At 55.0% G+C, this 24,296-nt stretch carries 21 protein-coding genes, 1 pseudogene and 1 other annotated feature; of the genes and pseudogenes, 10 read left to right on the top strand and 12 right to left on the bottom strand.

What is annotated here, in order from left to right; translation table 11 throughout:
* Nucleotides 1–45: 45 nt before the first annotated feature.
* Both AC6I8D_RS11085 and AC6I8D_RS11080 read right to left on the bottom strand, forming a co-directional pair.
* Nucleotides 46–780 (bottom strand): YciC family protein, encoded by a 735-nt coding sequence (locus AC6I8D_RS11085; RefSeq protein ID WP_031374569.1) that lies wholly within the window; start codon nt 778–780, stop codon nt 46–48.
* 27 nt (nt 781–807) lie between these two features.
* Entirely contained in the window at nt 808–1,224 is a 417-nt protein-coding gene (locus AC6I8D_RS11080) for a YkgJ family cysteine cluster protein (protein WP_312057150.1), read from the bottom strand.
* A 253-nt stretch (nt 1,225–1,477) separates the two neighbouring features.
* Between AC6I8D_RS11080 and ompW the strand changes: the two genes are divergently transcribed.
* Entirely contained in the window at nt 1,478–2,110 is a 633-nt protein-coding gene (gene ompW, locus AC6I8D_RS11075; RefSeq protein WP_312057151.1) for an outer membrane protein OmpW, read from the top strand.
* 50 nt (nt 2,111–2,160) lie between these two features.
* Here the strand turns inward: ompW and AC6I8D_RS11070 are convergent, their stop codons facing one another.
* The 6 genes and pseudogenes from AC6I8D_RS11070 to AC6I8D_RS11045 all read right to left on the bottom strand — a co-directional run bounded on the left by AC6I8D_RS11070 (nt 2,161) and on the right by AC6I8D_RS11045 (nt 9,184).
* A complete protein-coding gene (locus AC6I8D_RS11070; protein ID WP_031374566.1) occupies nt 2,161–2,475 on the bottom strand; it encodes a BON domain-containing protein in 315 nt (104 codons plus the stop codon).
* A gap of 149 nt (nt 2,476–2,624) precedes the next feature.
* A complete protein-coding gene (gene trpA, locus AC6I8D_RS11065; protein WP_312054432.1) occupies nt 2,625–3,428 on the bottom strand; it encodes a tryptophan synthase subunit alpha in 804 nt (267 codons plus the stop codon).
* Complete coding sequence (gene trpB, locus AC6I8D_RS11060) at nt 3,428–4,618, bottom strand: tryptophan synthase subunit beta (protein ID WP_312054433.1); 1,191 nt, start codon at nt 4,616–4,618, stop codon at nt 3,428–3,430. The genes trpA and trpB overlap by 1 nt, the downstream gene beginning before the upstream one ends.
* A 45-nt stretch (nt 4,619–4,663) precedes the next feature.
* Nucleotides 4,664–6,025, bottom strand: a complete 1,362-nt coding sequence (gene trpCF, locus AC6I8D_RS11055; RefSeq protein WP_497820204.1) for a bifunctional indole-3-glycerol-phosphate synthase TrpC/phosphoribosylanthranilate isomerase TrpF — start codon at nt 6,023–6,025, stop codon at nt 4,664–4,666.
* 2 nt (nt 6,026–6,027) lie between these two features.
* Nucleotides 6,028–7,622 (bottom strand): annotated as a pseudogene (trpD, locus tag AC6I8D_RS11050) (bifunctional anthranilate synthase glutamate amidotransferase component TrpG/anthranilate phosphoribosyltransferase TrpD).
* Nucleotides 7,622–9,184 carry an anthranilate synthase component 1 gene (locus AC6I8D_RS11045; RefSeq protein ID WP_497820203.1) on the bottom strand — a complete coding sequence of 521 codons (1,563 nt, stop codon included), beginning with the start codon at nt 9,182–9,184 and terminating at the stop codon, nt 7,622–7,624. Before AC6I8D_RS11045 ends, trpD begins: the two are co-directional and overlap by 1 nt.
* A 23-nt stretch (nt 9,185–9,207) precedes the next feature.
* Nucleotides 9,208–9,312 (bottom strand) — a sequence feature (Trp leader region).
* Nucleotides 9,313–9,466: 154 nt separating this feature from the next.
* Here AC6I8D_RS11045 and rnm point away from each other — a divergent pair.
* Together rnm and AC6I8D_RS11035 are read left to right on the top strand one after the other, a co-directional pair.
* The gene (rnm, locus tag AC6I8D_RS11040) at nt 9,467–10,351 is read left to right on the top strand and encodes an RNase RNM (RefSeq protein WP_312757120.1); all 885 of its coding nucleotides are present in this window, start codon (nt 9,467–9,469) and stop codon (nt 10,349–10,351) included.
* 12 nt (nt 10,352–10,363) lie between these two features.
* Complete coding sequence (locus AC6I8D_RS11035) at nt 10,364–10,984, top strand: L-threonylcarbamoyladenylate synthase (RefSeq protein WP_031374560.1); 621 nt, start codon at nt 10,364–10,366, stop codon at nt 10,982–10,984.
* Between the two features lie 10 nt (nt 10,985–10,994).
* Here the strand turns inward: AC6I8D_RS11035 and AC6I8D_RS11030 are convergent, their stop codons facing one another.
* On the bottom strand, nt 10,995–11,642 hold the full coding sequence (locus AC6I8D_RS11030) for a serine protease (RefSeq protein WP_312757118.1): 648 nt from the start codon (nt 11,640–11,642) through the stop codon (nt 10,995–10,997).
* A 778-nt stretch (nt 11,643–12,420) separates the two neighbouring features.
* On the opposite strand from AC6I8D_RS11030, the gene rluB reads away from it, so the two are divergent.
* The gene (gene rluB, locus AC6I8D_RS11025) at nt 12,421–13,302 is read left to right on the top strand and encodes a 23S rRNA pseudouridine(2605) synthase RluB (RefSeq protein ID WP_031374558.1); all 882 of its coding nucleotides are present in this window, start codon (nt 12,421–12,423) and stop codon (nt 13,300–13,302) included.
* Nucleotides 13,303–13,351: 49 nt separating this feature from the next.
* Here rluB and cobO read toward each other — a convergent pair whose 3' ends face one another.
* Both cobO and AC6I8D_RS11015 read right to left on the bottom strand, forming a co-directional pair.
* Nucleotides 13,352–13,942, bottom strand: coding sequence for a cob(I)yrinic acid a,c-diamide adenosyltransferase (cobO, locus tag AC6I8D_RS11020; protein ID WP_312054442.1), 591 nt, complete (start codon nt 13,940–13,942; stop codon nt 13,352–13,354).
* The gene (locus AC6I8D_RS11015) at nt 13,942–14,703 is read right to left on the bottom strand and encodes a YciK family oxidoreductase (protein WP_031374556.1); all 762 of its coding nucleotides are present in this window, start codon (nt 14,701–14,703) and stop codon (nt 13,942–13,944) included. Before AC6I8D_RS11015 ends, cobO begins: the two co-directional genes overlap by 1 nt.
* A 174-nt stretch (nt 14,704–14,877) precedes the next feature.
* On the opposite strand from AC6I8D_RS11015, the gene sohB reads away from it, so the two are divergent.
* Complete coding sequence (gene sohB, locus AC6I8D_RS11010; protein ID WP_312054444.1) at nt 14,878–15,924, top strand: protease SohB; 1,047 nt, start codon at nt 14,878–14,880, stop codon at nt 15,922–15,924.
* Between the two features lie 43 nt (nt 15,925–15,967).
* Here sohB and AC6I8D_RS11005 read toward each other — a convergent pair whose 3' ends face one another.
* Nucleotides 15,968–16,216 (bottom strand): DUF2498 family protein, encoded by a 249-nt coding sequence (locus AC6I8D_RS11005; RefSeq protein ID WP_031374554.1) that lies wholly within the window; start codon nt 16,214–16,216, stop codon nt 15,968–15,970.
* A 371-nt stretch (nt 16,217–16,587) separates the two neighbouring features.
* Between AC6I8D_RS11005 and topA the strand changes: the two genes are divergently transcribed.
* From topA to acnA, 5 genes are all read left to right on the top strand, one after another.
* Nucleotides 16,588–19,185, top strand: a complete 2,598-nt coding sequence (gene topA, locus AC6I8D_RS11000) for a type I DNA topoisomerase (protein ID WP_497820202.1) — start codon at nt 16,588–16,590, stop codon at nt 19,183–19,185.
* A gap of 189 nt (nt 19,186–19,374) precedes the next feature.
* Nucleotides 19,375–20,349: an HTH-type transcriptional regulator CysB gene (gene cysB, locus AC6I8D_RS10995; protein ID WP_009089966.1), complete on the top strand. Its 975-nt coding sequence runs from the start codon at nt 19,375–19,377 to the stop codon at nt 20,347–20,349.
* Between the two features lie 495 nt (nt 20,350–20,844).
* Nucleotides 20,845–21,003 (top strand): YmiA family putative membrane protein, encoded by a 159-nt coding sequence (locus AC6I8D_RS10990; protein WP_071778593.1) that lies wholly within the window; start codon nt 20,845–20,847, stop codon nt 21,001–21,003.
* Nucleotides 21,004–21,007: 4 nt separating this feature from the next.
* Nucleotides 21,008–21,187 (top strand): YciX family protein, encoded by a 180-nt coding sequence (locus tag AC6I8D_RS10985; protein WP_072050978.1) that lies wholly within the window; start codon nt 21,008–21,010, stop codon nt 21,185–21,187.
* 425 nt (nt 21,188–21,612) lie between these two features.
* Nucleotides 21,613–24,294, top strand: coding sequence for an aconitate hydratase AcnA (gene acnA / locus AC6I8D_RS10980; protein ID WP_497820201.1), 2,682 nt, complete (start codon nt 21,613–21,615; stop codon nt 24,292–24,294).
* Nucleotides 24,295–24,296 lie beyond the last annotated feature (2 nt).

The following is a 24,296-nucleotide window of genomic DNA, read 5'->3' as shown; positions in this document are numbered from 1 at the left end:
TCAGAGCTGAATTGGGGACGGATGCGCCCGAAGGCGCATCAGCCATCAACGTAACAGCATATAAAGCCGATACAGATAGATAATTAACATGGCCGAAACCAGATTACCTGCAGCGGTAAAAATCACCGAGGAGACATTCATCGGCAGAACGGTCAGCGAGGAGAAAAACAGCATGACCACTACTTTCGCCAGCAGCCAGAGAATAATGGCTGGCGCGATCAGTTTCACGTTCTTCCAGGCCATCCGCATGCTGGCGCGCATCGCAGCGAACACGCCGATCTTCTCGCTAGCCAGCATCACCGGCGCCAGTGACAGCAGAATAGTCAGCAGAATACCGGGCACCACCAGAATCATAAAGCCGAGCTGCGCTACCAGCGTAATCAGGAAGGTCAGCAGTAACAGCTTCGGCAGTAACGGTGCCGCTGTGCCAATGGCACGCAGCGCACTGACCCGCTGGCCAGAAGAGACCATCGGTATCAGACACAACATCCCGCCGAGCAACAGCGTATTGCCGACCAGCGCGGCGAAGGTGCCCGCTGCAGAAGCGCGCAGCAACACCTGCTGCTGTTCAGGTGACATATTCTGCACCATCTCAAACAACGAACTGGCACTGTCGTCACCCTGCTGCAGGATCGCCATTTGATCGGCGCCTGGGGTCAGCACATGTACCAGCATTACGGTGATGAAAGCGGTCAACAGCGACATCAACAGTAAAGTAACCAGCTGATGGCGGGCAAAATTTCCAGTGTCACGGTATAACGAGCTTGCCGTGATAGACATGTACACTCCTTGGAGGAACCGGGTTAATTAACCCGGCGATTGTACATGTTCTGGCAGCTCGCGGGCACCCGCCGCGGCATAACTTTCTGTCATAACAGGTAAAGATGGGTGAAAAAGGGCGGGAAGACCGTAGCGGGCGCGGGCGCGATCGCAGGCTTCATTGGCGACGCCTTCTTCACCCGACATCGCAAATTCGCGACAGGGCGTCGGACGTTGTTGATAAATTCCACACGAGACGCAGCCACCAATCTCGCCCTGCAGGGCAACACAGCGTGGAGCGCGATCGTTAGTGCCGCGCATATTGCGCATCAGCAGGCTTAGCGGCTCGGTTAATTCAGTCGGCACCGGACCGCCGGCATCATCGGCTTCAGCCCAGTAGAAAGAGACACGGAAATGGGCGCAGCAGGCGCCACAGCTGACACAAGGATTAGAAGTTTCGCTCATTTGATCACCCGCCACTCCTGAGGCATCGAACCAAAATCAACAATCTGGATCAGCAAAATAAGCCGGGCAAAATATTTCGGCAAGGGGATTTTTTCAGCAACGGCACTGGCTAAAATTGATCTACATCAACCCATTGTTTTTTAATTAATTTAATTCAGCCGGGCAGAGTGCAATTTTATGTAAATCACGTTAAATCTTTGCTAACAAAAAATTGATGACCTGAGAGTTTTTTCCCTTTAGCAAAGGAGTGACGATGAAACTGGCAAAATGCGCAATGTTACTGGCTCTGGCTCTACCCCAACTGGCGATGGCACATCAGGCGGGCGATTTTTTTATGCGCGCCGGCAGCGCCACGGTGCGGCCAACTGAAGGTTCCGACAACGTGCTCGGGATGGGCGAGTTCAGCGCCAGTAACGATACCCAGCTTGGACTAACCTTTACCTATATGGCGACCGATAATATCGGGGTCGAACTGCTGGCCGCCACGCCGTTCCGCCACAAAGTGGGGCTGGGTCCGACCGGTACGCTGGCGACGGTACGTCAGCTGCCGCCAACACTGATGGCACAATACTATTTCTTCGACAGCCAAAGCAAAGCGCGCCCGTATGTCGGGGTCGGTATCAACTACACCACCTTTTATGACGCTGACTTCAACCAGACCGGCCGTGATGCGGGTCTCAGCGATCTGAGCGTGAAAGATTCCTGGGGCGTAGCGGGACAGGTTGGTCTGGATTACCAGATTAACCGCGACTGGATGCTGAATGCGTCAGTGTGGTACATGGATATTGATACTGAAGTGAAGTTCAAGGCAGCGGGCGAGCAGCAGAACATCAATATGCGCATCGATCCCTGGGTTTTCTTTTTTGGCGCGGGTTACCGCTTCTGATGAGAAAAAGGCCGCTGTTAACGCGGCCTTTCTGTTAAGCACAGCAGCAATTATTTGATTTGCATATTGTTAACAACGGATTTCACGCCTGGCACGCTGCGCGTAACCTGCACCGCGCGATTGGCCATCTGTGGTGATGAGACAAAACCGCTCAGCTGAACTTTACCTTTAAAGGTTTCTACGTTGATTTCAGTCGATTTCAGCGAGTCATCTTTCAGCAGTTCACCTTTCACTTTGGTGGTCACCACGGTGTCGTCGATATAGCCACCGGTTCCCTCTTTGGTCGCGGTTGGCGCACAGGCGCTCAGTGTCAGCGCAACCACGCCCGCCATCAACGCACCCGCCAGCAGTTTAAATAATTTCATTGCTTTCTCTCCCTGTCACAAATTGGATGCGACGTTACCGTAACGGCGCTCTGACATTGTGGTGCAGATTTTGCAAAAAGGGCAAATGGCGGGATGTAAAAAATGGAAAGAAATCATGCCTTATCACCTGATAAGGCATGCTGGCAGAATTAACGGCTGGCGGCTTTGAGGCTGCTGACGAAATTTTTCAGTTCGCGCAGCATCACCTCCGGTTCGGCGTGATTTTTTTCAATGATTCGCACAATGGCGGAGCCAGAGATCGCACCGGCCGCGCCGGCCGCGATGGCTTCCTTCACCTGCGACGGTTCAGAGATACCGAATCCCTGCAGCGGCGGGGCCGCATTGTATTCCCGCAGCTTGTCGATCAGATGCTGCAGCGGCAGGCTGGCGCGGTTTTCAGCGCCGGTCACGCCAGCACGGGAGAGCAGGTAGGTATAACCGCGTCCGTGTGAGGCGATCTCCCGCAGCAGGGTATCACTGGCGTTCGGCGGGCAGATGAAAATCGGTGCGATACCATGACGCAGCGCCGCCTGACGGAACGGGGCAGACTCTTCTACCGGCACATCTGCCACCAGCACCGAATCGACACCGGCTTCAGCACAACGTGCGTAAAACGCATCCACGCCGTTGGTGAACACCAGATTGGCATACATCAGTAAACCGATTGGCAGATCCGGGTATTTGCGCCGGATGGTCGCCAGCATTTCAAAGCACTGGCTGGTGTTGGTGCCCGCCGCAAAGGCGCGCAGCGTCGCGTTCTGAATGGTCGGGCCATCGGCCAGCGGATCGGAGAAGGGGATGCCTAATTCCAGCGCATCTGCGCCGCCTTCCACCAGGGCGTCAATCACCTGCAGCGAGAGTTCCGGCGACGGATCGCCCAGCGTCACGAAAGGCACAAATGCGCCTTCGTTGCGGGCAGAGAGGCGTTTAAACAGTTGATCGTAACGTTCCATCAGATTTCTCCCTGCGCGGTCAGAATGTCGTGAACGGTGAAAATATCTTTATCGCCGCGGCCAGAAAGGTTAACCACCACCAGCTGCTCTTTCTCCGGCTCGGCCTGAATCATCTTCAGGGCGTACGCCAGCGCATGGGATGATTCCAGTGCCGGAATGATGCCTTCAGCACGGCACAGCTGTTTGAAGGCGGACAGCGCTTCGTTATCGGTAATCGAAACATATTCGGCGCGGCCAATGCTGTTGAGATGCGCATGCTGCGGTCCGACTGACGGAAAATCGAGGCCGGCAGAGATCGAGTAAGACTCTTCAATCTGCCCATCCTCAGTCTGCATCATCGGAGCTTTCATGCCGAAGTAGATACCAACGCGGCCATGCTTCAGCGGCGCGCCATGCTCGCCAGTTTCAATGCCGTGTCCCGCTGGCTCAACGCCAATCAGCTTAACGCTGCTTTCATCGATAAAGTCCGCGAACATGCCGATGGCGTTAGAGCCTCCGCCAACGCAGGCGATAATCGCGTCCGGCAGGCGACCCTCTTTTTCCAGAATCTGCTTTTTGGTCTCTTCGCCGATCATCCGCTGAAACTCACGCACGATGGTCGGGAACGGATGCGGGCCAGCCGCGGTGCCCAGCATATAGTGTGCAGTTTCATAGCTGCCAGACCAGTCGCGCAGCGCCTCGTTACAGGCATCCTTCAGCGTGGCTGATCCACTGTGTACCGGGATCACTTCGGCACCCATCAGACGCATACGGAATACGTTGGGAGACTGACGTTCAACGTCTTTGGCACCCATGTAGATGCGGCACTTCATTCCCAGCAGCGCGCAGGCCAGCGCAGAGGCGACACCGTGCTGTCCGGCACCGGTTTCTGCGATAATTTCGTTCTTGCCCATGCGTTTAGCCAGCAGCGCCTGGCCCAGCACCTGATTGGTTTTGTGCGCGCCGCCGTGCAGCAGATCTTCGCGCTTCAGGTAGAGTCGGGTTTTGGTGCCTTTGGTCAGGTTCTTACACAGCGTCAGGGCGGTAGGACGACCGGCATAGTTCTTCAGCAGGTCCATGAATTCCGCCTGAAACTCAGGATCTTTCTGCGCGTCGACAAACGCCTCTTCCAGCTGGCGCAGCGCTGGCATCAGGATCTGCGGAACATACATTCCGCCAAATTCGCCAAAGTAGGGGTTCAGTAACGTCATTTTTAGCTTCCTTTTTCGGGCCCGCCGTAGAGCAGGCCAGGCAAATCAGTAGGCGCGCAGTGTCTGGAACACCGCCGCGATTTTACGGGCATCTTTGATACCGGGCGCGCTTTCCACCCCAGAGTTGAAATCAAGGCCGGCACAGCCCAGCTGCGCTGCTTCAACACAGTTATCCGCGCTCAGGCCACCGGCCAGCAGCACGTCGTTCAGCGTCTGGCCCTGTAACAGTGACCAGTCAAAGCGCTGACCGGTTCCGCCGTCGCCATTATCAAACACGTAACGATCGATGTGCGGCCAGTTGCGCGCCGGTAACGCGCCTTCAACGCGCAGCGCTTTCCAGATCTCAACGCTGGCAGGCAGGGCCGCGCGCAGTTCGCTAACATAATCCGGGTTTTCATTGCCGTGCAGCTGAACGGCGGCGAGCGAAAGCGCGGTGGCTTTGGTGACAACGTCACTAACGGCGTTATTGCGGAACACGCCAACGTAACGCAACGGCGCGGCGGCCATCAGCGTACGGGCGGCTTCAGTTTCGATGTAACGCGGCGAACCTTCGGCAAAGATCAGCCCGCCGTAGAGGGCACCGGCTTCATAGGCGGCACGCGCGTCTTCCGCCCGGGTCAGGCCACAGACTTTATTGGCCCCCAGCGTCACCCGGCGCACCGCTGCGGTCAGGTCGGGTTCTTCCATCAGGGCGGAGCCGATCAGGAAGCCGTTGGCAAAGTGGCTCAGCTCTCGAATGTCTGCATAGCTGTTGATGCCCGATTCGCTGATCACCGTGACGCCGTGCGACAGGCGTGGGGCCAGCTGGCGGGTGCGGTTCAGATCGATCGACAGATCGCGCAGGTCGCGGTTATTGATCCCGACCACTCTGGCCTGCAGCGCAATGGCGCGCTCCAGCTCCTGCTCATTACTGACTTCGGTCAGGATGCCCATTTTCAGGCTGTGGGCGACGGCGGCCAGCTGACGATACTGCTCATCATCCAGCACCGACAGCATCAGCAGAATGGCGTCTGCCTGATAGTAACGTGCCAGATAGATCTGATACGGGTCGATGATAAAGTCTTTGCACAACACCGGCTGGGTGATAGCGGCACTGACGATCGGCAGAAAAGCAAAGTCGCCCTGAAAGTATTTTTCATCGGTCAGCACCGACACTGCCGAAGCGTAGTGACGATAAACCCCGGCAATCGCCGCCGGATCAAAATCGGCGCGGATAATCCCTTTCGAGGGCGATGCTTTCTTACACTCGAGGATAAACGCGGTGCGCGCACCCTGGAGCGCATCATAAAAATGACGGCTGGCAGGCTCAATGCTGTTCTGAAAGGTAGAAAGAGGCTGCTGCTGCTGACGCGCTGCAACCCAAATCGCTTTGTCCTGCACAATTTTTTCTAACACGGTACCTTGCATGGTTATCCTCTTGCTGCCAGAGCGACCACGCGCTCGTAAGCCTGTCCACTACGGATAGCGTTGAGCGCACGCTGTGCGTTTTCACGCAGATCTTCATGACCGAATACTTTAAGCAGCATCGCCACATTGACGGCGACCGCTTCCTCATGGGCCTGCTGGCCATTACCCTGGAGTAAAGCCGTAAGAATGTCACGATTTTCTTCCGGGGTGCCGCCAGCCAGCGCTTCCTTCGGATGGAAGCCAAAACCGAAGTCTTCCGGCGACAGCTGATAGCGGGTGATTTCCCCGTCACGCAGCTCTGCCACATGAGTCACGTCGTGCAGCGCCACTTCATCCATCCCGCCGCCATGTACTACCGCTGCACGCTGATAGCCCAGTACTTTCAGGGTCTGCGCAATCGGCATCACCAGCTCCGGGCTGTACACGCCAATCACCGCCAGCGGTGGTCGGGCCGGATTAATCAGCGGGCCAAGGACATTAAACAGCGTCCGGGTTTTGAGCTGCTGGCGCACCGGCATCGCGTGGCGAAATCCGGTGTGGTACTGCGGCGCAAACAGGAAGCAGACGTTGAGATCGTCCAGTGCCTGACGTGCCTGCGGAGCCGGCATATCCAGATTAATGCCAAACGCCGCCAGCAGATCGGAAGAACCGGACTTGCTGGAGACGCTGCGGTTACCGTGCTTGGCCACTTTCAGGCCGCAGGTTGCTGCGACAAACGCACTGGCAGTTGAAATGTTAATGCTGTTGCTGCCGTCACCGCCGGTTCCGACGATATCGGCAAAAGCATAGTCGGGACGCGGGAAGGGTTTGGCATCTTCCAGCAGTGCGGTAGCCGCACCGGCGATCTCTTCCGGCGTTTCGCCCCGGACTTTCATCGCAATCAGGGCTGCCGCCAGTTGGGTCGGCTCCAGCTGACCGGTAATAATCGCGCTGAACAGCTGATGACTCTCAGCCTGATTCAGCGTCTGCGCCTGGTAAAGTTTTTCCAGTGTCTGTTGCATAGTCATTCTCCCTGTTACTTCGCCAGCGCCCAGGCCAGCGTCTGCTCAAGCAGTCGCGCGCCCTGAGTGGTCAGGATGGATTCAGGATGGAACTGGAATCCGCATACCCGGTCAGTTTCGTGGCGAACCGCCATCACCATGCCGTTGTAGCTGGCATTGACGGTAAGTTCATCCGGCGTATTGCTGCCAACCAGTGAGTGATAGCGCGCTACCGGTAGCGGGTTGCTCAGGCCGGCAAACATCGCCTCGCCATCATGAACCACCGCGGAGGCTTTCCCGTGCAGGATCTCGCCAGCCTGACCGACGTGGCCGCCATATTCTTCCACAATCGCCTGATGGCCGAGGCAGATACCGATAATCGGTAACCGGCCGCGCATCGTACGCAGCAGTTCAGGCATGCAGCCGGCATCTTTCGGCGCGCCCGGGCCTGGCGACAGCATCAGCACCGGGTTCTCCATCTGCTGCAGCTGCTCAATTAACAGTGCCGCCGGCAGGTTATTGCGGTAGATCACCACGTTGTGACCAAAGGTCCGCAGTTGATCGACCAGGTTATAGGTAAATGAGTCGATGTTATCGAGCAGCAGAATATCGGCCATCAGAAGATCTCCTTGCAGTGATGGGCAGTTGCAATGGCGCGCAGCACCGCGCGGGCTTTATTGCGGCTCTCGTCGGCTTCCGCCTGCGGATTCGAGTCCAGAACCACACCGGCACCCGCCTGTACGGTTGCTACCCCGTCTTCTACATACGCAGAGCGGATAACGATGCAGGTATCCAGGTCGCCATTGGCGGTGAAATAGCCGACCGCACCACCGTAGCTGCCGCGGCGGGTGCCTTCAGCACCGGCGATCAGCTGCATGGCGCGTACTTTCGGCGCACCGCTCAGGGTGCCCATGTTCATGCAGGCGCGATAGGCGTGCAGCACATCAAGATCGGCGCGCAGGGTGCCGACCACGCGTGACACCAGATGCATCACAAACGAGTAGCGATCAACCTTGGTCAGATCGGCGACGTAGCGGCTGCCCGGCACGCAGATGCGCGCCAGATCGTTACGCGCCAGATCGACCAGCATCAGATGCTCTGCCAGCTCTTTATGGTCGGTGCGCATCTCCAGTTCAATCCGGCTGTCCAGGTCGCGATCCAGCGAACCGTCCGCTTGACGTCCGCGTGGACGGGTACCGGCAATCGGGTAGATCTCAATCTGACGTGAGCTGGCGTCATACTTCAGCGAACTTTCCGGTGAGGCACCAAACAGTGCGAAATCCTGGTCCTGCATAAAAAACATATACGGGCTGGGATTGCTGTTTTTCAGCGTGTCGTAGGCTGCCAGCGGCGAAGGGCATGGCAGTGAGAAGCGTCGTGAAGGCACCACCTGGAAGATTTCGCCGATGCGAATCGCCTGCTGCATGGTGCGCACCACCTCGCAATACTCTTCATCGCTCTGGCTGGTGGTCAGGGACATCTGCTCTACCGTCTGGACCGGCAGCGCCGGAGCCGGCTGCAGCATCTGGCCATGCAGTTGCTCAATCCGGCGTTGCAGACGCTGGAATTCATTGGTCGACGGGCAGAACAGGCTGGCCTGCAGTCGCGCGCTGCGGGTCTGGTGATAGATCACCAGCAGCGTTTCAGCCAGATAAAAACAGTAGTCCGGGCAGCGCTGCTGATTTTCCAGCGGCGGCAGGGTTTCGAAGCCCGCCACCAGATCGTAGGCAAACAGTCCGCCTAACAGCACGGCTTCACGCTCATCGGCAGGCGAATTGACCAGCTGGGGAATCAGACGCAGCGCGTCAAATACCGACAGCGCCTGCAGACGTGAATCCTCATCCTGCTGGCCGCTGTTCGGCGGGAAAGTCAGTTCGCGGCCATCGGGACGTACCTGATTTTCGACGGTGCCGGGCAGCGCGGCGTCCAGCAGCGGCAGCAGCGCACGGCCATTTTCTGACAGCGCCTGAATAGTCACCTGGTTGTCCAGCGCGCTGATACGCAGTGCGCTGTCGACAATCAACAGGCTTTTAAGATTCTTTTTGCTGTCGATATCGGCAGATTCGAGCAGCAGGGTTGCCGGACGTGCGCCGCATAACTGATGAAACACCGCGGCCGGATCTTCGCGATAAGGCGCGTTGCCGGTAATCAACTTCACTGTAGGTTTCGCAATTGGCATGATGATTTCTCTGAATTTCGCTCAAAAAAAAGCCCGCTCGGTGGCGGGCTCAGGTATCTGCACAGCGTTTACGCAAAATGTGCACGACCACGTCGCCCGTGTTCGGGAACATCGCGCCACCAACCGTTAAAATGCGTGATTACAACAGCCATGATTGAATACCCGTTACGTGTGAACTTGTGTACTAGTTAACGGGTTCAAGACGGAAATGTCAATACACTTTTTCACCGACGGTTAAAATCGTTATCATGCTGGCCGGTTTAGTTTCCAGCAGGAGTTCTCTTGAGCGATATCGCCCGTTTCCCGGTTTATGATTTACACAGCCACACGCGGGCCTCGGATGGCTTGCTGACGCCGGCCGCGCTGGTACAGCGTGCGGTTGAGATGCGCGTAGGCGTACTGGCGATTACCGATCACGATAGCGTCGCGGGGGTGGATGAAGCCCGTCAAACGGTCATCGATCAGGCTTTGCCGATCAAGGTGCTGGCGGGCGTTGAGGTTTCCACCCTGTGGGAAAATCACGAAATTCATATCGTGGGATTAAATATCGATATCCATCATCCGACGCTGGTCAGTTTTCTCGCCGGACAGCATGCCTGTCGGCAGGCGCGGGCGGAACAGATTGCCGAGCGGCTGGAGAAAGCCCGCATTCCGGGCGCGCTGGCTGGTGCACTGCGGCTGGCCGATGGCGGGGTGATCACCCGCGGCCACTTCGCGCGCTTCCTGATGGAGCAGGGCAAGGCGGATAATATGGCGCAGGTGTTCAAAAATTATCTGGCGCGTGGCAAAACCGGCTACGTGCCGCCACAATGGTGTACAATTGAACAAGCTATTGATGCGATTCATCATTCTGGCGGTTGCGCGGTGCTGGCGCACCCCGGGCGCTATGGCTTATCGGCGAAGTGGCTCAAGCGGCTGGTCGCTCATTTCCGCGAAGTCGGTGGTGATGCCATGGAGGTCGCCCAGTGTCAGCAGGCGCCGAATGAGCGTACGCAGCTGGCGCAATACGCCAGAGACAATGCGCTGGCCGCATCACAAGGTTCTGATTTTCATCAACCCTGCCCGTGGATTGAGCTGGGCCGCAAATTGTGGCTGCCCGCGGCGGTTGAGCCGGTCTGGGAACGCTTCCCGCAGCTGGCTCCCGGCGATTTATGCACGGAAAGGTGACACGAGGTTTCTATGAGTCAATTGTTTCACATCCACCCGGATAACCCGCAACCCCGTCTGATTAACCAGGCGGTGGATTACCTTAATAAAGGCAGTGTGATCGTCTATCCGACCGATTCCGGCTATGCGCTGGGCTGTCGGCTGGAAGAGAAGGGCGCGATGGAGCGTATCTGCCGCATTCGTCAGCTGGATGGGCACCATAATTTCACCCTGATGTGCCGGGATCTCTCTGAGCTTTCTGTTTATTCTCAGGTAGGAAATTCAGCCTTCCGTTTGCTGAAAAACAACACCCCGGGTAACTACACCTTTATTCTCAAGGCGACCAAAGAGGTTCCGCGTCGTCTGATGAATGACAAGCGGAAAACCATCGGGCTGCGCGTGCCGTCTAATCCGGTGGCGCTGGCGCTGCTGGAGGCGCTGAACCAGCCGATGATGTCGACCTCATTGATTCTGCCGGGGAACGACTTCACCGAGTCCGACCCGGAAGAGATCCAGCACAGCATCGGCAAGCTGGTTGATCTGATTATTGACGGCGGCACGCTGGGACAACAGCCAACCACGGTGGTCGATTTGACCACCGATTCGCCGGAAATTGTGCGCGAAGGCGTGGGCGATACCCGCCCGTTCCTGTAACCAGAGCGGTTCAGGCACCGCGTGTCGGTGTCTGGGCCAGATTGGCCTGCAACCAGTTCTTAAACTGGCCGTAAGGAATATAGAGTGAAACATCTTTCAGGATCACTTTTCCATTACGGCCATTTTTTATTGCATCAGAATAACCAACAATTACGCCACCCAGGGTTTCATCGTTGTTATACACTCCGCCGCCCGACATACCCTGAACCACGCCAGCATTAGATGCCATGGCTATGCACGGGCTTTTATTCCAGCCATTACGAATAGCGGTACGGGCTAAATTAACTCCTGAGGATTCGACCGGCAGTGCGGAAATAAAACTGTAGCCGTACATTTTAACCGGATCGCCAATATCGCTGCTGCGGAATTGGGCTAATGTTTTGGCGTCATTTTTGTGGTAGATAATCGCCAGATCGCAATAGGGATGATAAGACTTCACGCGTTGGACGGCGGTTTTCGCGACGTGGGCAGCGGTCAGACTATATTCTGGCGTCAGGGGGATACTGGTGCCAAGGGTACCAAGACCGAGGATCGTCGGAATGCCGGTCACGCTCATATCAACGTGCTGCATTGCGGTACGACTGTACTCGGTATGACCCACGGAACACCCGGTCAACGCCAGCGCGGCAAGCGCTGGGCACAGAAAGAGGTTTCTCATGTTGGTATTCTTTTTCAGGCATGTCGTGAAAATCCCTGGTGAAGGCTTCTGACATGCAATCAAGGTTCATCACTGAACCGTATTAACGCAACAACTCCGGATGCGCCGGTTTATTGGATTAATGTAAAAACACTATTTTTGTTAATGAATCTTTAAAGTTTTATTTTTCTACGCGCGCCGATTTTAACTGCGGGCGCTGCGTTTATTGGTGCTTCAGCGTCAGAGTTTACACCGCCTATTGTTATGCACAATTAATTAAAACTAATATTAAGAAAATACCCCGAAAAATAAGGTGATAAACAAATCTGCAACAGAGTTACGCTGCAAATTTTTATTTAACACCGGGGTTGTGACGAATAAAAGCAACTAAACAGTATTTTATACTGCCTTGTTGAGAAAGGGTAGATGAAATACAGCAGGATGAAAGTGGTGGAAGTGTAAGATAGCGTGAATATTTTTATGGCTGACAGATTGCATCGGTGCAGGTCACAGTTCAGAAAATTTAAATGCCAGGCACTATAAAGTTTTTGGAAATCGCATTTTATTCAGCATCTTTATTAATTATATCGCCCACGATGCACTGGCCGGTGTGTCTGGCTGAACGGCGGAAAAAGTCAGCCGGACCGGCTATCCTTAAATTGACTCCGAAAACCACAAAGCGCGTTACATCAGGGGTAAATGTCTGTATAATGGGCCAAACTTTTTAAGTTAACCTATTGATTTAAAAAGATTTTCCACCCTACCGTGACGCCTGGGAAGGCGACAAAGAGGAAGCTCAATGAGCGAGAAGTTACAGAAAGTTTTAGCGCGTGCCGGTCATGGCTCGCGTCGTGAAATCGAATCTATGATTGCCGCCGGCCGTGTCAGCGTCGATGGCAAAATTGCCACCCTCGGCGACCGCGTCGAAAGCAGCAAATCCCTGAAAATCCGTATTGATGGCCATCTGGTTTCCATCGCCGAGTCGGCGGCGGAAGTCTGCCGGGTGCTGGCCTATTACAAACCGGAAGGTGAGCTGTGTACGCGTAGCGACCCGGAAGGACGCCCGACGGTATTTGACCGACTGCCGCGCCTGCGTGGATCGCGCTGGATTGCAGTAGGTCGTCTGGATGTAAATACCTGCGGCCTGATGCTGTTCACCACCGACGGTGAACTGGCGAACCGTTTAATGCATCCGAGCCGTGAAGTAGAACGTGAATATGCAGTGCGGGTGTTTGGTCAGGTTGACGATGATAAAATTCGTCAGCTGAGTAAGGGCGTGCAGCTGGAAGATGGCCCGGCCGCCTTTAAAACCCTGCGTTTCGGCGGCGGTGAAGGGATCAACCAGTGGTACAACGTGACCCTGACCGAAGGCCGTAACCGTGAAGTGCGTCGTTTATGGGAAGCGGTCGGTGTGCAGGTGAGTCGTCTGATGCGCGTGCGCTACGGTGATATTACCCTGCCGAAAGGGCTGCCTCGCGGCGGCTGGACCGAACTGGACCTGCCGGCGGTTAACTACCTGCGCAACCTGGTCGGTATGGATGACGAGACGGTGACCAAGCTGGTGGTGGAGAAAGATCGCCGCCGTACCAAAGCGAACCAGATCCGCCGTGCGGTGAAGCGGCACAGTAAAGTGAGCAGCACCCCACGTCGTAATCCGGGCAGCAAACGCAACTCCGGCTAACCACGTCAATATCGCTAAAAACGCAGCCCCGGGCTGCGTTTTTTTTTGCCTACCAGTCGATTCCCTGCTGTGCCTGAATGCCGGCATCAAATGCATGCTTTACCGGCCGCATCTCGGTAACGGTATCAGCCATCTCCAGCAAGCTGCGGTGACAACCACGACCGGTGACGATCACGCTTTGCCGTGCCGGACGCTGACGCAGAGCATCAACCAGCTCCTCCAGCGGCAGATAATCCATGCTGATCATGTAAGTGATCTCATCCAGCACCACCAAATCCAGCGTCTCATCGGCCAGCATCCGTCTGGCGTGCTGCCAGACCGCCAGACAGGCCGCGGTGTCGGTTTCCCGATTCTGGGTTTCCCAGGTGAAACCGGTGGCCATCACCTGAAACTCAACGCCGTGCTGCTCGAGCAGGTTACGCTCACCGTTCGGCCAGTCGCCTTTGATAAACTGAATAGCGCCCGCTCGTTTACCGTGACCACAAGCGCGCAGGACGGTGCCAAAGGCGGCGGTGGTTTTGCCTTTGCCGTTGCCGGTAAACACCATCAGGATGCCGCGTACCTCATTGGCCGCGGCGATGCGTGCATCGACCTGCTCTTTTAACCGTTGCTGGCGTTGCTGATGGCGATCGTCGGCCATTATTCTGCTGCTCCCGGTTTCCTGCCTGGCTGAGCATCGAAACTGATACCGGTTTTACGACGGCTGTCGTCGCCCATTAAATAGAGGTAGAGCGGCATCAAATCAGCGGGGGTTTTCAGTTTATTCGCATCTTCCTGCGGAAACGCGCTGGCACGCATTTTTGTACGGGTGCCGCCAGGATTAATGCAGTTAACCCGCAGCGCATGATTTTTATACTCGTCAGCCAGCACCTGCATCATCCCTTCCGTGGCAAACTTGGAGACCGCATAGGCTCCCCAGCCGGCCCGGCCGGTGCGGCCGACGCTCGAGGTGGTAAACACCAGTGAACCGGATTCCGACTTCAGCAGCAGCGGTAACAGCGCCTGCGTCAGATAAAAGGTGGCATCGAGATTGATTTTCATTACCTGCTGCCAGATCTGCGGATCCAGTTCGGCCAGCGGCACAATCTCACCGAGAATCCCGGCGTTGTGCAGCACACCATCCAGGTGAGAAAACTGCTGCGCCAGTTGGTGTGCCAGCTGCTGGCAGCGTTCAGGTGTGGCTTCGGCCAGGTCAAACACCAGCGGGTGGGCGGGGCGTTTATTAAGTTGATTAATGGTCTGCCCGACCTGTTGCAGCTTGTCAGCATTGCGTCCCAGCAGGATCACTTCAGCGCCATAGCGGGCATAAGTCAGCGCCGCTTCACGACCAATCCCCTCTGATGCGCCGGTGACCAGGATGATGCGATGATTAAGCAGGTCGCTTTTCGGTTGATAATGCACGGTGGGATCCTCCAGCGAAAACAGCATGATTCCGCTTTATGCCTGAAATTACGAATTGGCGCAATCGTCAACCGGCACATTCTGTGCCAGCTGCCGGCATTTCAGGCGACGCATAGGGGCAAAACGGCTAAACTAGCCCATTGTCTCTAATTCTCTGTTTACTAAGGCGACACAATGGATCTTCTTTCGAGTTATGGACTGTTTTTAGCAAAAGTAGTGACGCTGGTGGTGGCGATCGCTGCAATTGTGCTGATTGTGATGAATGCCGCGTTGCGCAAACGGGGTCAGAGCGGTCAGCTGCGACTGACGCATCTGGGTGATGACTATCAACAGATGAAAGAGGACCTGCAGCTGGCGAAGATGAAACCGCAGGCGCAAAAAGTGTGGCTGAAAAATCATAAAAAATCGGAGAAGCTCAAAGCGAAGGCGGAAAAGCGGGCCGCGAAGCAGGGCGAAAACGAGGTGAATAAACCGACGCTTTACGTGCTGGACTTCAAAGGCAGTATGGATGCCAGTGAGGTCACCTCGCTGCGCGAAGAAGTGTCGGCGGTGCTGGCCGTCACCCAGCCGGGCGATGAAGTGCTGTTACGGCTTGAAAGTCCTGGCGGCGTGGTGCACGGCTATGGCCTGGCCGCATCCCAGCTGCAGCGCCTGCGCGATCGCGGGCTGCAGATTACCGCTGCGGTGGATAAAGTGGCGGCCAGTGGCGGCTATATGATGGCGTGTGTGGCCGATCGTATCGTGGCGGCACCGTTTTCAATTATCGGTTCAATTGGGGTGGTGGCGCAGGTCCCTAACTTTAATCGTCTGCTGAAGCGCAACGATATCGACGTGGAATTACATACTGCCGGACAGTACAAGCGCACCCTGACCCTGTTTGGCGAAAACACCGATGAGGGACGTGAAAAATTTCAGGAAGACCTGAACGAAACCCACCTGCTGTTTAAGCAGTTCGTTCATCAGATGCGTCCTTCACTCGACATCGATAAAGTGGCGACCGGCGAACACTGGTATGGCCGGCAGGCGCTGGATCTCGGTCTGATTGACGAAGTCGGCACCAGTGACGATCTGATTATCCGTCAGATGGATCGGTTCAACGTGCTGGGCGTGCATTACGCCCGTCGTCGTAAGATGATTGACCGTATGACACACAGTGCCGGATCGGTTGCCGAGCGCCTGCTGCTTAAGCTCTGGCAGCGTGGCGAAAAGCCGCTGCTTTAAGCGCTGACACGACATAACACAACCCGGCCTGTGCCGGGTTTTTTTATTCCAGGTGGTAAAGCGGTGACAACACGACGGCAAGATGTTTGAACACGTTGAACACCGTGGTGGTTCTGGCGGTGGGCAACTCATCTGCATCAAGGAAAAACGGGCCGCGAAACACCAGCACGTCGCCTTGCTGAATCACCTCATCCGCCTGCATACCGGCAAAATAATCGTCATGCTGTTTGATTAACGCATTGGCTTTTTCCAGCAATTCCTGGCGTGAAATAGGTTGGGTTAATGTCTTCATTGTTTGCTCCTTTTTTGACAGCACCATAATCCTTTCTATATTACTTGCGTGTCGCATTGTGTGACAAATCGGCGTAACGGCGGAAAAATTGGCGGAAATTTAACCTGAGTGCTAATTAAGTTGCGTAACAGATTTTATCAGGTAGAGTGTGGGCGATTCCGATTTCAGGGATTTTGCACCGGGATGTGTGATTATTTCAGATGGAAAAAGCGCTTTTTATCATGCAGTTGCATATCGCCACGTCGTCTGATCTGAGATTGACCCCTCCGCCTTGAAATGTTAAACAGGCGCAGCAATATTGAACCCGATGGGTTTTTGGGCATCCAATCCTCTCCCGTTAAGCAGGATGTTTTCATTAGGTAAAGGTAAATATGGGTAAAGCACTCGTTATTGTTGAGTCCCCGGCAAAGGCCAAAACAATCAATAAATACCTCGGCAGTGACTACGTGGTTAAATCCAGCGTCGGTCATATCCGGGATCTGCCGACCAGTGGTTCAACCGCCAAGAAAAGTGCTGACGCCTCGACAGATAAAAAAGTCAAAAAAGTCAAAAAAGATGAGAAAGCAGCACTTGTCAGCCGGATGGGCGTTGACCCTTATCACGGTTGGGAAGCGGACTATCAAATCCTGCCTGGCAAAGAAAAAGTGGTTGCCGAGCTTAAGGCGCTAGCCGCCAGCGCTGACCACATCTATCTCGCAACCGACCTTGACCGCGAAGGGGAAGCCATTGCCTGGCACCTGCGGGAAGTGATCGGTGGCGACGATAAGCGTTTCAGCCGGGTGGTGTTTAACGAAATCACCAAAAATGCGATTCGTCAGGCGTTTGAAAAGCCGGGCGAACTGAACATTGACCGGGTTAACGCTCAGCAGGCGCGCCGCTTTATGGACCGCGTGGTGGGCTATATGGTGTCACCGCTGCTGTGGAAAAAAATCGCCCGTGGCCTCTCCGCCGGACGCGTGCAGTCGGTTGCGGTGCGGCTGGTGGTGGAGCGTGAGCGTGAAATTAAAGCGTTCGTGCCGGAAGAGTACTGGGAAGTTAACGCCGCGCTGACCACGCCGAAGGGCGACGAACTGTCGATGGACGTCACCCACAAAGGGGACAAGGCGTTCCGGCCGGTCAATCGCGACGAAACCTATGCCGCCGTTGCACTGCTGGAAAAAGCGCGCTACGAGATTGTCGATCGTGAAGATAAGCCGACCAGCAGCAAGCCGGGCGCGCCTTATATAACCTCGACGCTACAGCAGGCCGCCAGTACCCGCCTCGGCTTTGGCGTGAAGAAAACCATGATGATGGCGCAGCGCTTGTACGAAGCCGGTCACATTACCTATATGCGTACCGACTCGACCAACCTGAGTCAGGATGCGGTCGCTATGGCACGTGGTTACATTGAAAGCCAATTCGGCAAGAAATATCTGCCTGAAGCCGCCAACACTTACGCCAGCAAAGAGAATTCGCAGGAAGCGCACGAAGCGATTCGTCCTTCTGATGTGGAAGTGGTGGCGGAACAGTTAAAAGATATGGAAGCGGATGCGCAGAAACTTTATCAGCTGATCTGGCGTCAGTTTGTCGCCTGTCAGATGGTGCCAGCGCAGTACGACTCCAGCACCATTACCGCCACCGCCGGTGATTTTAAGCTTAAAGCCAAAGGCCGTACGCTGCGCTTCGACGGCTGGACTAAAGTGATGCCGGCGCTGCGTAAGAATGATGAAGATCGTACCTTGCCTGCGGTCAGCGTAGGTGATGTGCTGGATCTGCAACAGCTGCTGCCTGGCCAGCACTTCACCAAGCCACCGGCGCGCTTCAGCGAAGCTTCACTGGTGCGTGAGCTGGAAAAACGCGGTATTGGCCGTCCATCGACCTACGCTGCGATTACCTCGACCATTCAGGATCGCGGTTATGTGCGGGTTGAGAACCGCCGCTTCTATGCGGAAAAAATGGGTGAAATTGTCACCGATCGGCTGGAAGAGAATTTCCGTGAGCTGATGAACTACGATTTTACCGCGCATATGGAAAACAGCCTCGATCAGGTGGCTAACAACCAGGCGCAGTGGAAAGCGGTGCTGGATAACTTCTTCAGCGACTTTACTCAGCAGCTTGAGCGGGCAGAGAAAGACCCTGAAGAGGGCGGTATGCAGCCTAACCAGATGGTGCTGACCTCGATTGACTGCCCGACCTGTGGCCGCAAAATGGGGATTCGTACCGCCAGTACCGGGGTATTCCTCGGCTGTTCAGGCTATGCGTTACCGCCGAAAGAGCGTTGTAAGCAGACCATCAACCTGATTCCGGAAAACGAAGTTCTGAATATTCTGGAAGGGGATGATGCTGAAACCAACGCCCTGCGCGCCCGTCGTCGTTGCCAGAAGTGTGGCACCGCGATGGACAGCTATCTGATCGATAACGAACGTAAGCTGCACGTCTGTGGTAACAACCCGGAATGCGACGGCTACGAAATCGAACAGGGTGAGTTCCGCATTAAAGGTTATGATGGCCCGGTGGTTGAGTGCGAGAAGTGTGGTTCCGAGATGCACCTGAAAATGGGGCGCTTCGGCAAGTACATGGCCTGTACCAACGAAGAGTGTAAAAACACCCGTAAGATTCTGCGTAACGGTGAAGTAGCACCGCCGAAAGAAGATCCGGTCCCGCTGCCTGAACTGGCGTGCGAAAAGTCGGATGCCTACTTCGTGCTGCGCGACGGCGCTGCCGGGGTCTTTCTGGCGGCTAATACCTTCCCGAAATCGCGCGAAACCCGGGCGCCACTGGTTGAAGAGTTACAGCGCTTCAGCGACCGTCTGCCAGAGAAGCTGAAGTACCTGGCCGAGGCACCGGCTGCCGATCCGGAAGGCAATAAAACGCTGGTCCGTTTCAGCCGCAAAACCAAACAGCAGTACGTCTCCTCTGAAAAAGAGGGCAAAGCAACCGGCTGGTCCGCCTTCTATATTGATGGCAAATGGCAGGAAGTGAAGAAGTAATCCTATCAGGCCAGCGCTCGCTGGCCTTTTTCTGAGCCTTATATCAATCCGTTCTACATTCACACTTAAAATGATATAGTTGTTATAGCATTTCCGACCTTTCCTGATGCATGGCTTTTCTTCACCCTGTTAAGGCGACAATACGTCAACCGGGGATGCGACTCTGTAACTTACCGGGATGGAACAGATATGAAATTACAGCAGTTGCGCTATATCGTCGAAGTGGTTAATCACAACCTTAATGTCTCTTCGACGGCGGAAGGACTCTACACCTCGCAGCCTGGCATCAGTAAACAGGTCCGGATGCTGGAAGATGAGCTGGGGGTACAGATTTTTGCCCGCAGCGGTAAACACCTGACTCAGGTGACGCCAGCCGGTGAAGAGATTATCCGCATTGCGCGTGAGGTGCTTTCCAAAGTAGATGCGATTAAATCGGTAGCCGGTGAACATACCTGGCCAGACAAAGGGTCGCTGTATGTGGCAACCACCCATACTCAGGCGCGCTATGCACTGCCAGGCGTAATTAAAGGCTTCATTGAGCGCTATCCGCGGGTATCGCTGCATATGCATCAGGGGTCGCCGACGCAAATTGCCGAAGCGGTGTCCAAGGGCAATGCGGACTTCGCCATTGCTACCGAAGCACTGCATCTGTACGACGATTTGATTATGTTGCCGTGCTATCACTGGAACCGGGCGATTGTGGTGACGGCCGACCATCCGCTGGCCGGAAAAGGGCAGGTGACGATTGAAGAGCTGGCTGAATACCCGCTGGTGACCTACACCTTTGGCTTTACCGGGCGGTCAGAGCTTGATACCGCGTTTAACCGTGCCGGATTAACGCCGCGCATTGTTTTCACCGCCACCGACGCTGACGTTATCAAAACTTACGTAAGATTAGGTCTTGGCGTTGGGGTGATTGCCAGCATGGCGGTGGATCCGGTCTCCGACCCTGACCTGATTCGTATCGAAGCGGCGGACATTTTCACCAACAGCACCACCAAAATAGGCTTCCGCCGCAGCACCTTCCTGCGCAGCTATATGTATGATTTTATCCAACGTTTTGCGCCGCACCTGACGCGTGATGTGGTTGATACTGCGGTGGCGTTGCGTTCGAACGAAGATATTGAAGCCATGTTTAAGGACATTAAACTGCCGTTTAAATGAGCCTGATACGCATTAATGATGATAAAGGCTGCTCTGGGCGGCCTTTTTTTATTGCCAGATGTTAGCGCCAGATGAGAATCAAAAGTTTTTATTATTTTTTTGTAAATGAAACATCGATCACATGTTTTCGGTTTGGTCTTTCTTAAATGCGAATTACTACACATTTTTTGCCTTGCCGCTTTGCGGGACGCCAGGAATATTCCCATACTCCAGTTAAGACCTGATGAGAAGCCAGTTGAAATCAGGTTCTTTAATCTGCTCTTTAGTTTTGAATGGTCCTAAATGTAAATTAAGTCAAATTTATAATGTGATCGTTTAATTAAAAGTTTGTTCCACGGTTAATGATTTCTGACGTGATTAGGCCTTATTGATTAATAGCGTTAATCGTTTTACTCAATAAAAATAACTGGATTTTTGGCCTTAACGCGTTTAGGATTCGTCCTAAATCTTAATCGTTGTTATCAATCATTTTGTTGAGAGTGATTATCAAAAACTATGAATACACGACTGACTGTACAACCGGGTTTCCCGGCAAAAAGCACCAAGGTTGAGCGCACTGGCAACACCCGCCGCAAAGCCTGGCTGACCGTATTCGCTGCCTCAGCGCTGTTCTGGGTAGTTGTTGCTTTGATGATCTGGCGTATCTGGGGCTAAAGCCATGTGGGCAAATACACTCAGCCATAAACGTTCTTTGACTGCGCGTCAGCACAAGCCCGCTTCCTGTAAAGGGAAAGAGCCGCTTGCAAAGGACGAAAAAGTGTCTATCCCTGATTCCTGGGATTTGAGTGATAACCAGCGACACTTTATCGAGTCGTTCCTGGACCCTAAAACTAAATAACGCTGTTCGCTGTACCGTTTATTATTTTTACTGCTCTTTGCTCTTCTTTCCGGTTTCTCCGGCGGGCAGGTTAAAAGCCCAACTCCACACTCAGTAACACAAACGGGATTGATCCTTAACGGATGATCGCAGGCCTTTGTACGCCCAATTCAGGCGAAGGAGTGAACGCAATGAATATCATAAAAATGTCCTGGCTTAGCGCTTATGCCTTTAGCTTTGCGTTCTGGTCTGCGGCGGTGTGGATCACGCTCTGATTTGAATTAAATCACCTCTTTCTGATGCCTCGTCTCCGGACGGGGCATTTTCGTTTCGGCCGATTGTAGCAATTTGTGTTGTAATCAAAACGTTAACGAATTTGTGGTCTATCTTTAACATAAACCTTTAACTCTCTGAGGTTTAAAGACCACGATTATAAAGGAGGAGCTATGTCGTCTACCCTACGCGAGCAGAGTCAGGAAATACTGCAGGTCGACAATCAAAACTATCACATCTTCAGTCTTCCCCGCGCTGCTCAACACCTCGGTAACATTGATCGCTTACCCAAATCCCTGAAGGTTTTGCTGGAGAACCTGTTGCGCTGGCAGGATGGCGACTCCGTGACCGCGGAAGATATCCAGGCGCTGGTTGACTGGCAAAAAGATGCCCATGCCGATCGGGAAATCGCTTACCGTCCTGCGCGGGTACTCATGCAGGACTTTACCGGCGTGCCAGCGGTGGTTGACCTGGCGGCAATGCGCGAAGCCGTCAACCGGCTGGGCGGCGATGTCGCGAAGGTAAATCCCCTGTCGCCGGTTGATCTGGTGATTGACCACTCGGTCACCGTAGACCATTTCGGTGATGACGACGCGTTCGAAGAGAACGTCCGGCTGGAGATGGAGCGTAATCACGAACGTTACGTCTTTTTACGCTGGGGCCAGAAAGCCTTTGATAAATTCCGCGTGGTTCCGCCCGGCACCGGTATCTGCCACCAGGTTAACCTGGAGTACCTTGGCAAAGCGATCTGGCACGAAACCCTGAACGGCGAAGAGTATGCCTGGCCCGACACGCTGGTCGGGACTGATTCGCATACCACGATGATTAATGCGCTCGGCGTGCTGGGGTGGGGCGTCGGCGGCATTGAAGCGGAAGCGGCGATGCTCGGCCAGCCGGTCTCGATGCTGATTCCGGATGTAGTGGGCTTTAAACTCACTGGCAAATTACGTCCGGGGATCACCGCTACCGATCTGGTGCTGACGGTTACCCAGATGCTGCGTAAGCACGGCGTGGTAGGTAAATTCGTTGAGTTCTATGGCGACGGGCTGGCCGATTTGCCGCTGGCTGACCGCGCAACTATTGCGAATATGGCACCCGAATATGGTGCAACCTGTGGTTTCTTCCCGGTCGATGAAGTGACCCTGAGTTATATGACGCTGACCGGGCGTGATGCTGAACAGGTGGCGCTGGTTGAGGCTTATGCCAAAGCGCAAGGCCTGTGGCGCAACCCGGGCGATGAGCCACGCTTCACCAGTACCCTGGCGCTGGATATGAACGAAGTGGAATCGAGCCTCGCCGGACCTAAGCGCCCGCAGGACCGCGTTTCACTCGGTGACGTTCCCGCCGCCTTTGACGCCAGTAATGAACTGGAGGTCAACCACGCTCAGAAACCGCATAAAGCGGTCGACTATACCGACAGTGATACCGGACTGACCCACACCCTGACCGATGGCGCAGTGGTGATCAGCGCGATTACCTCTTGTACTAATACCTCCAACCCCAGCGTACTGATGGCCGCCGGACTGCTGGCGAAAAAAGCGGTTGAGCGGGGCCTGAAACGACAACCCTGGGTGAAAGCCTCGCTGGCTCCGGGTTCGAAGGTGGTATCCGACTATCTGGCGGTGGCGCAGCTCACCTCTTATCTGGATCAGCTCGGCTTTAATCTGGTCGGCTACGGCTGCACCACCTGTATCGGCAACTCCGGGCCGCTGAAAGATGAGATTGAATCGGCGATTAAGCAGGGCGATCTGACGGTTGGAGCGGTGCTTTCAGGTAACCGAAATTTTGAAGGCCGTATCCATCCGCTGATCAAAACCAACTGGCTGGCATCACCGCCGCTGGTGGTGGCTTACGCGCTGGCGGGCAACATGAAGATCAACCTGCAAACCGATCCGCTCGGCCACGATCGAAACGGCCAGCCGGTTTATCTGAAGGATATCTGGCCATCGCCAGAGGAGATCTCTACTGCGGTGCAGCAGGTCACCAGCGACATGTTCCACAAAGAGTACGCTGAGGTGTTTGACGGCACGCCAGAATGGCAGCAGATCAAGGTGAGCGAAGCCGCGACCTACGAATGGGACGAAGGCTCAACCTACATTCGCCTGTCGCCGTTCTTTGATGACATGGAGAAAGAGCCTAAGCCGGTGCAGGATATTCGCGGCGCGCGGGTGCTGGCGATACTGGGCGACTCGGTTACCACCGACCACATCTCCCCGGCCGGCAGTATCAAGGCTGAAAGTCCGGCGGGGCGTTATCTGCTGGCGCATGGGGTAGAGCGCAACGACTTCAACTCTTACGGTTCCCGTCGCGGTAACCACGAAGTGATGATGCGCGGTACCTTCGCCAATATCCGTATTCGCAATGAGATGGTGCCGGGCGTCGAGGGCGGCTACACCTGTCACTATCCGAGCGGCGAGCAACTGGCTATTTACGACGCAGCGATGAAGTATCAGGCGGAAGGCGTGCCGCTGGCGGTGATCGCCGGTAAAGAGTATGGATCGGGATCGAGTCGTGACTGGGCGGCGAAAGGTCCGCGCCTGCAGGGCGTGCGGGTGGTGATCGCCGAATCCTTTGAACGTATTCACCGTTCGAATCTGATTGGTATGGGGATACTGCCGCTGGAATTCCCGCAGGGCGTAAGCCGTAAAACGCTGGGACTGACCGGGGAAGAGCAGATTGACGTCGAGAACCTGAGCGCGCTGACGCCGGGCTGTACGGTTAAAGTCACGCTGACCCGCGCCGATGGCAGTAAAGAGGAGCTGGATACGCGTTGCCGCATCGATACCGGCAACGAGCTGACCTATTACCGTAACGACGGCATCCTGCATTACGTGATCCGTAATATGCTGGACTAACA

The sequence above is a fragment of the Pantoea sp. X-Soil-MYKO-1785 genome (genome assembly GCF_059730675.1).
The sequence above is the reverse complement of the archived record's forward strand: the minus strand, read 5'-3'. Positions and strand labels throughout refer to the sequence as shown.

Coding starts and splice junctions, on each gene's coding strand:
- AC6I8D_RS11085 (WP_031374569.1), bottom strand. CDS start 780: ATGTCTATCACGGCAAGCTCGTTATACCGTGACACTGGAAATTTTGCC.
- AC6I8D_RS11080 (WP_312057150.1), bottom strand. CDS start 1,224: ATGAGCGAAACTTCTAATCCTTGTGTCAGCTGTGGCGCCTGCTGCGCC.
- ompW (WP_312057151.1), top strand. CDS start 1,478: ATGAAACTGGCAAAATGCGCAATGTTACTGGCTCTGGCTCTACCCCAA.
- AC6I8D_RS11070 (WP_031374566.1), bottom strand. CDS start 2,475: ATGAAATTATTTAAACTGCTGGCGGGTGCGTTGATGGCGGGCGTGGTT.
- trpA (WP_312054432.1), bottom strand. CDS start 3,428: ATGGAACGTTACGATCAACTGTTTAAACGCCTCTCTGCCCGCAACGAA.
- trpB (WP_312054433.1), bottom strand. CDS start 4,618: ATGACGTTACTGAACCCCTACTTTGGCGAATTTGGCGGAATGTATGTT.
- trpCF (WP_497820204.1), bottom strand. CDS start 6,025: ATGCAAGGTACCGTGTTAGAAAAAATTGTGCAGGACAAAGCGATTTGG.
- AC6I8D_RS11045 (WP_497820203.1), bottom strand. CDS start 9,184: ATGCCAATTGCGAAACCTACAGTGAAGTTGATTACCGGCAACGCGCCT.
- AC6I8D_RS11035 (WP_031374560.1), top strand. CDS start 10,364: ATGAGTCAATTGTTTCACATCCACCCGGATAACCCGCAACCCCGTCTG.
- AC6I8D_RS11030 (WP_312757118.1), bottom strand. CDS start 11,642: ATGAGAAACCTCTTTCTGTGCCCAGCGCTTGCCGCGCTGGCGTTGACC.
- rluB (WP_031374558.1), top strand. CDS start 12,421: ATGAGCGAGAAGTTACAGAAAGTTTTAGCGCGTGCCGGTCATGGCTCG.
- cobO (WP_312054442.1), bottom strand. CDS start 13,942: ATGGCCGACGATCGCCATCAGCAACGCCAGCAACGGTTAAAAGAGCAG.
- sohB (WP_312054444.1), top strand. CDS start 14,878: ATGGATCTTCTTTCGAGTTATGGACTGTTTTTAGCAAAAGTAGTGACG.
- AC6I8D_RS11005 (WP_031374554.1), bottom strand. CDS start 16,216: ATGAAGACATTAACCCAACCTATTTCACGCCAGGAATTGCTGGAAAAA.
- topA (WP_497820202.1), top strand. CDS start 16,588: ATGGGTAAAGCACTCGTTATTGTTGAGTCCCCGGCAAAGGCCAAAACA.
- cysB (WP_009089966.1), top strand. CDS start 19,375: ATGAAATTACAGCAGTTGCGCTATATCGTCGAAGTGGTTAATCACAAC.
- AC6I8D_RS10990 (WP_071778593.1), top strand. CDS start 20,845: ATGAATACACGACTGACTGTACAACCGGGTTTCCCGGCAAAAAGCACC.
- AC6I8D_RS10985 (WP_072050978.1), top strand. CDS start 21,008: ATGTGGGCAAATACACTCAGCCATAAACGTTCTTTGACTGCGCGTCAG.
- acnA (WP_497820201.1), top strand. CDS start 21,613: ATGTCGTCTACCCTACGCGAGCAGAGTCAGGAAATACTGCAGGTCGAC.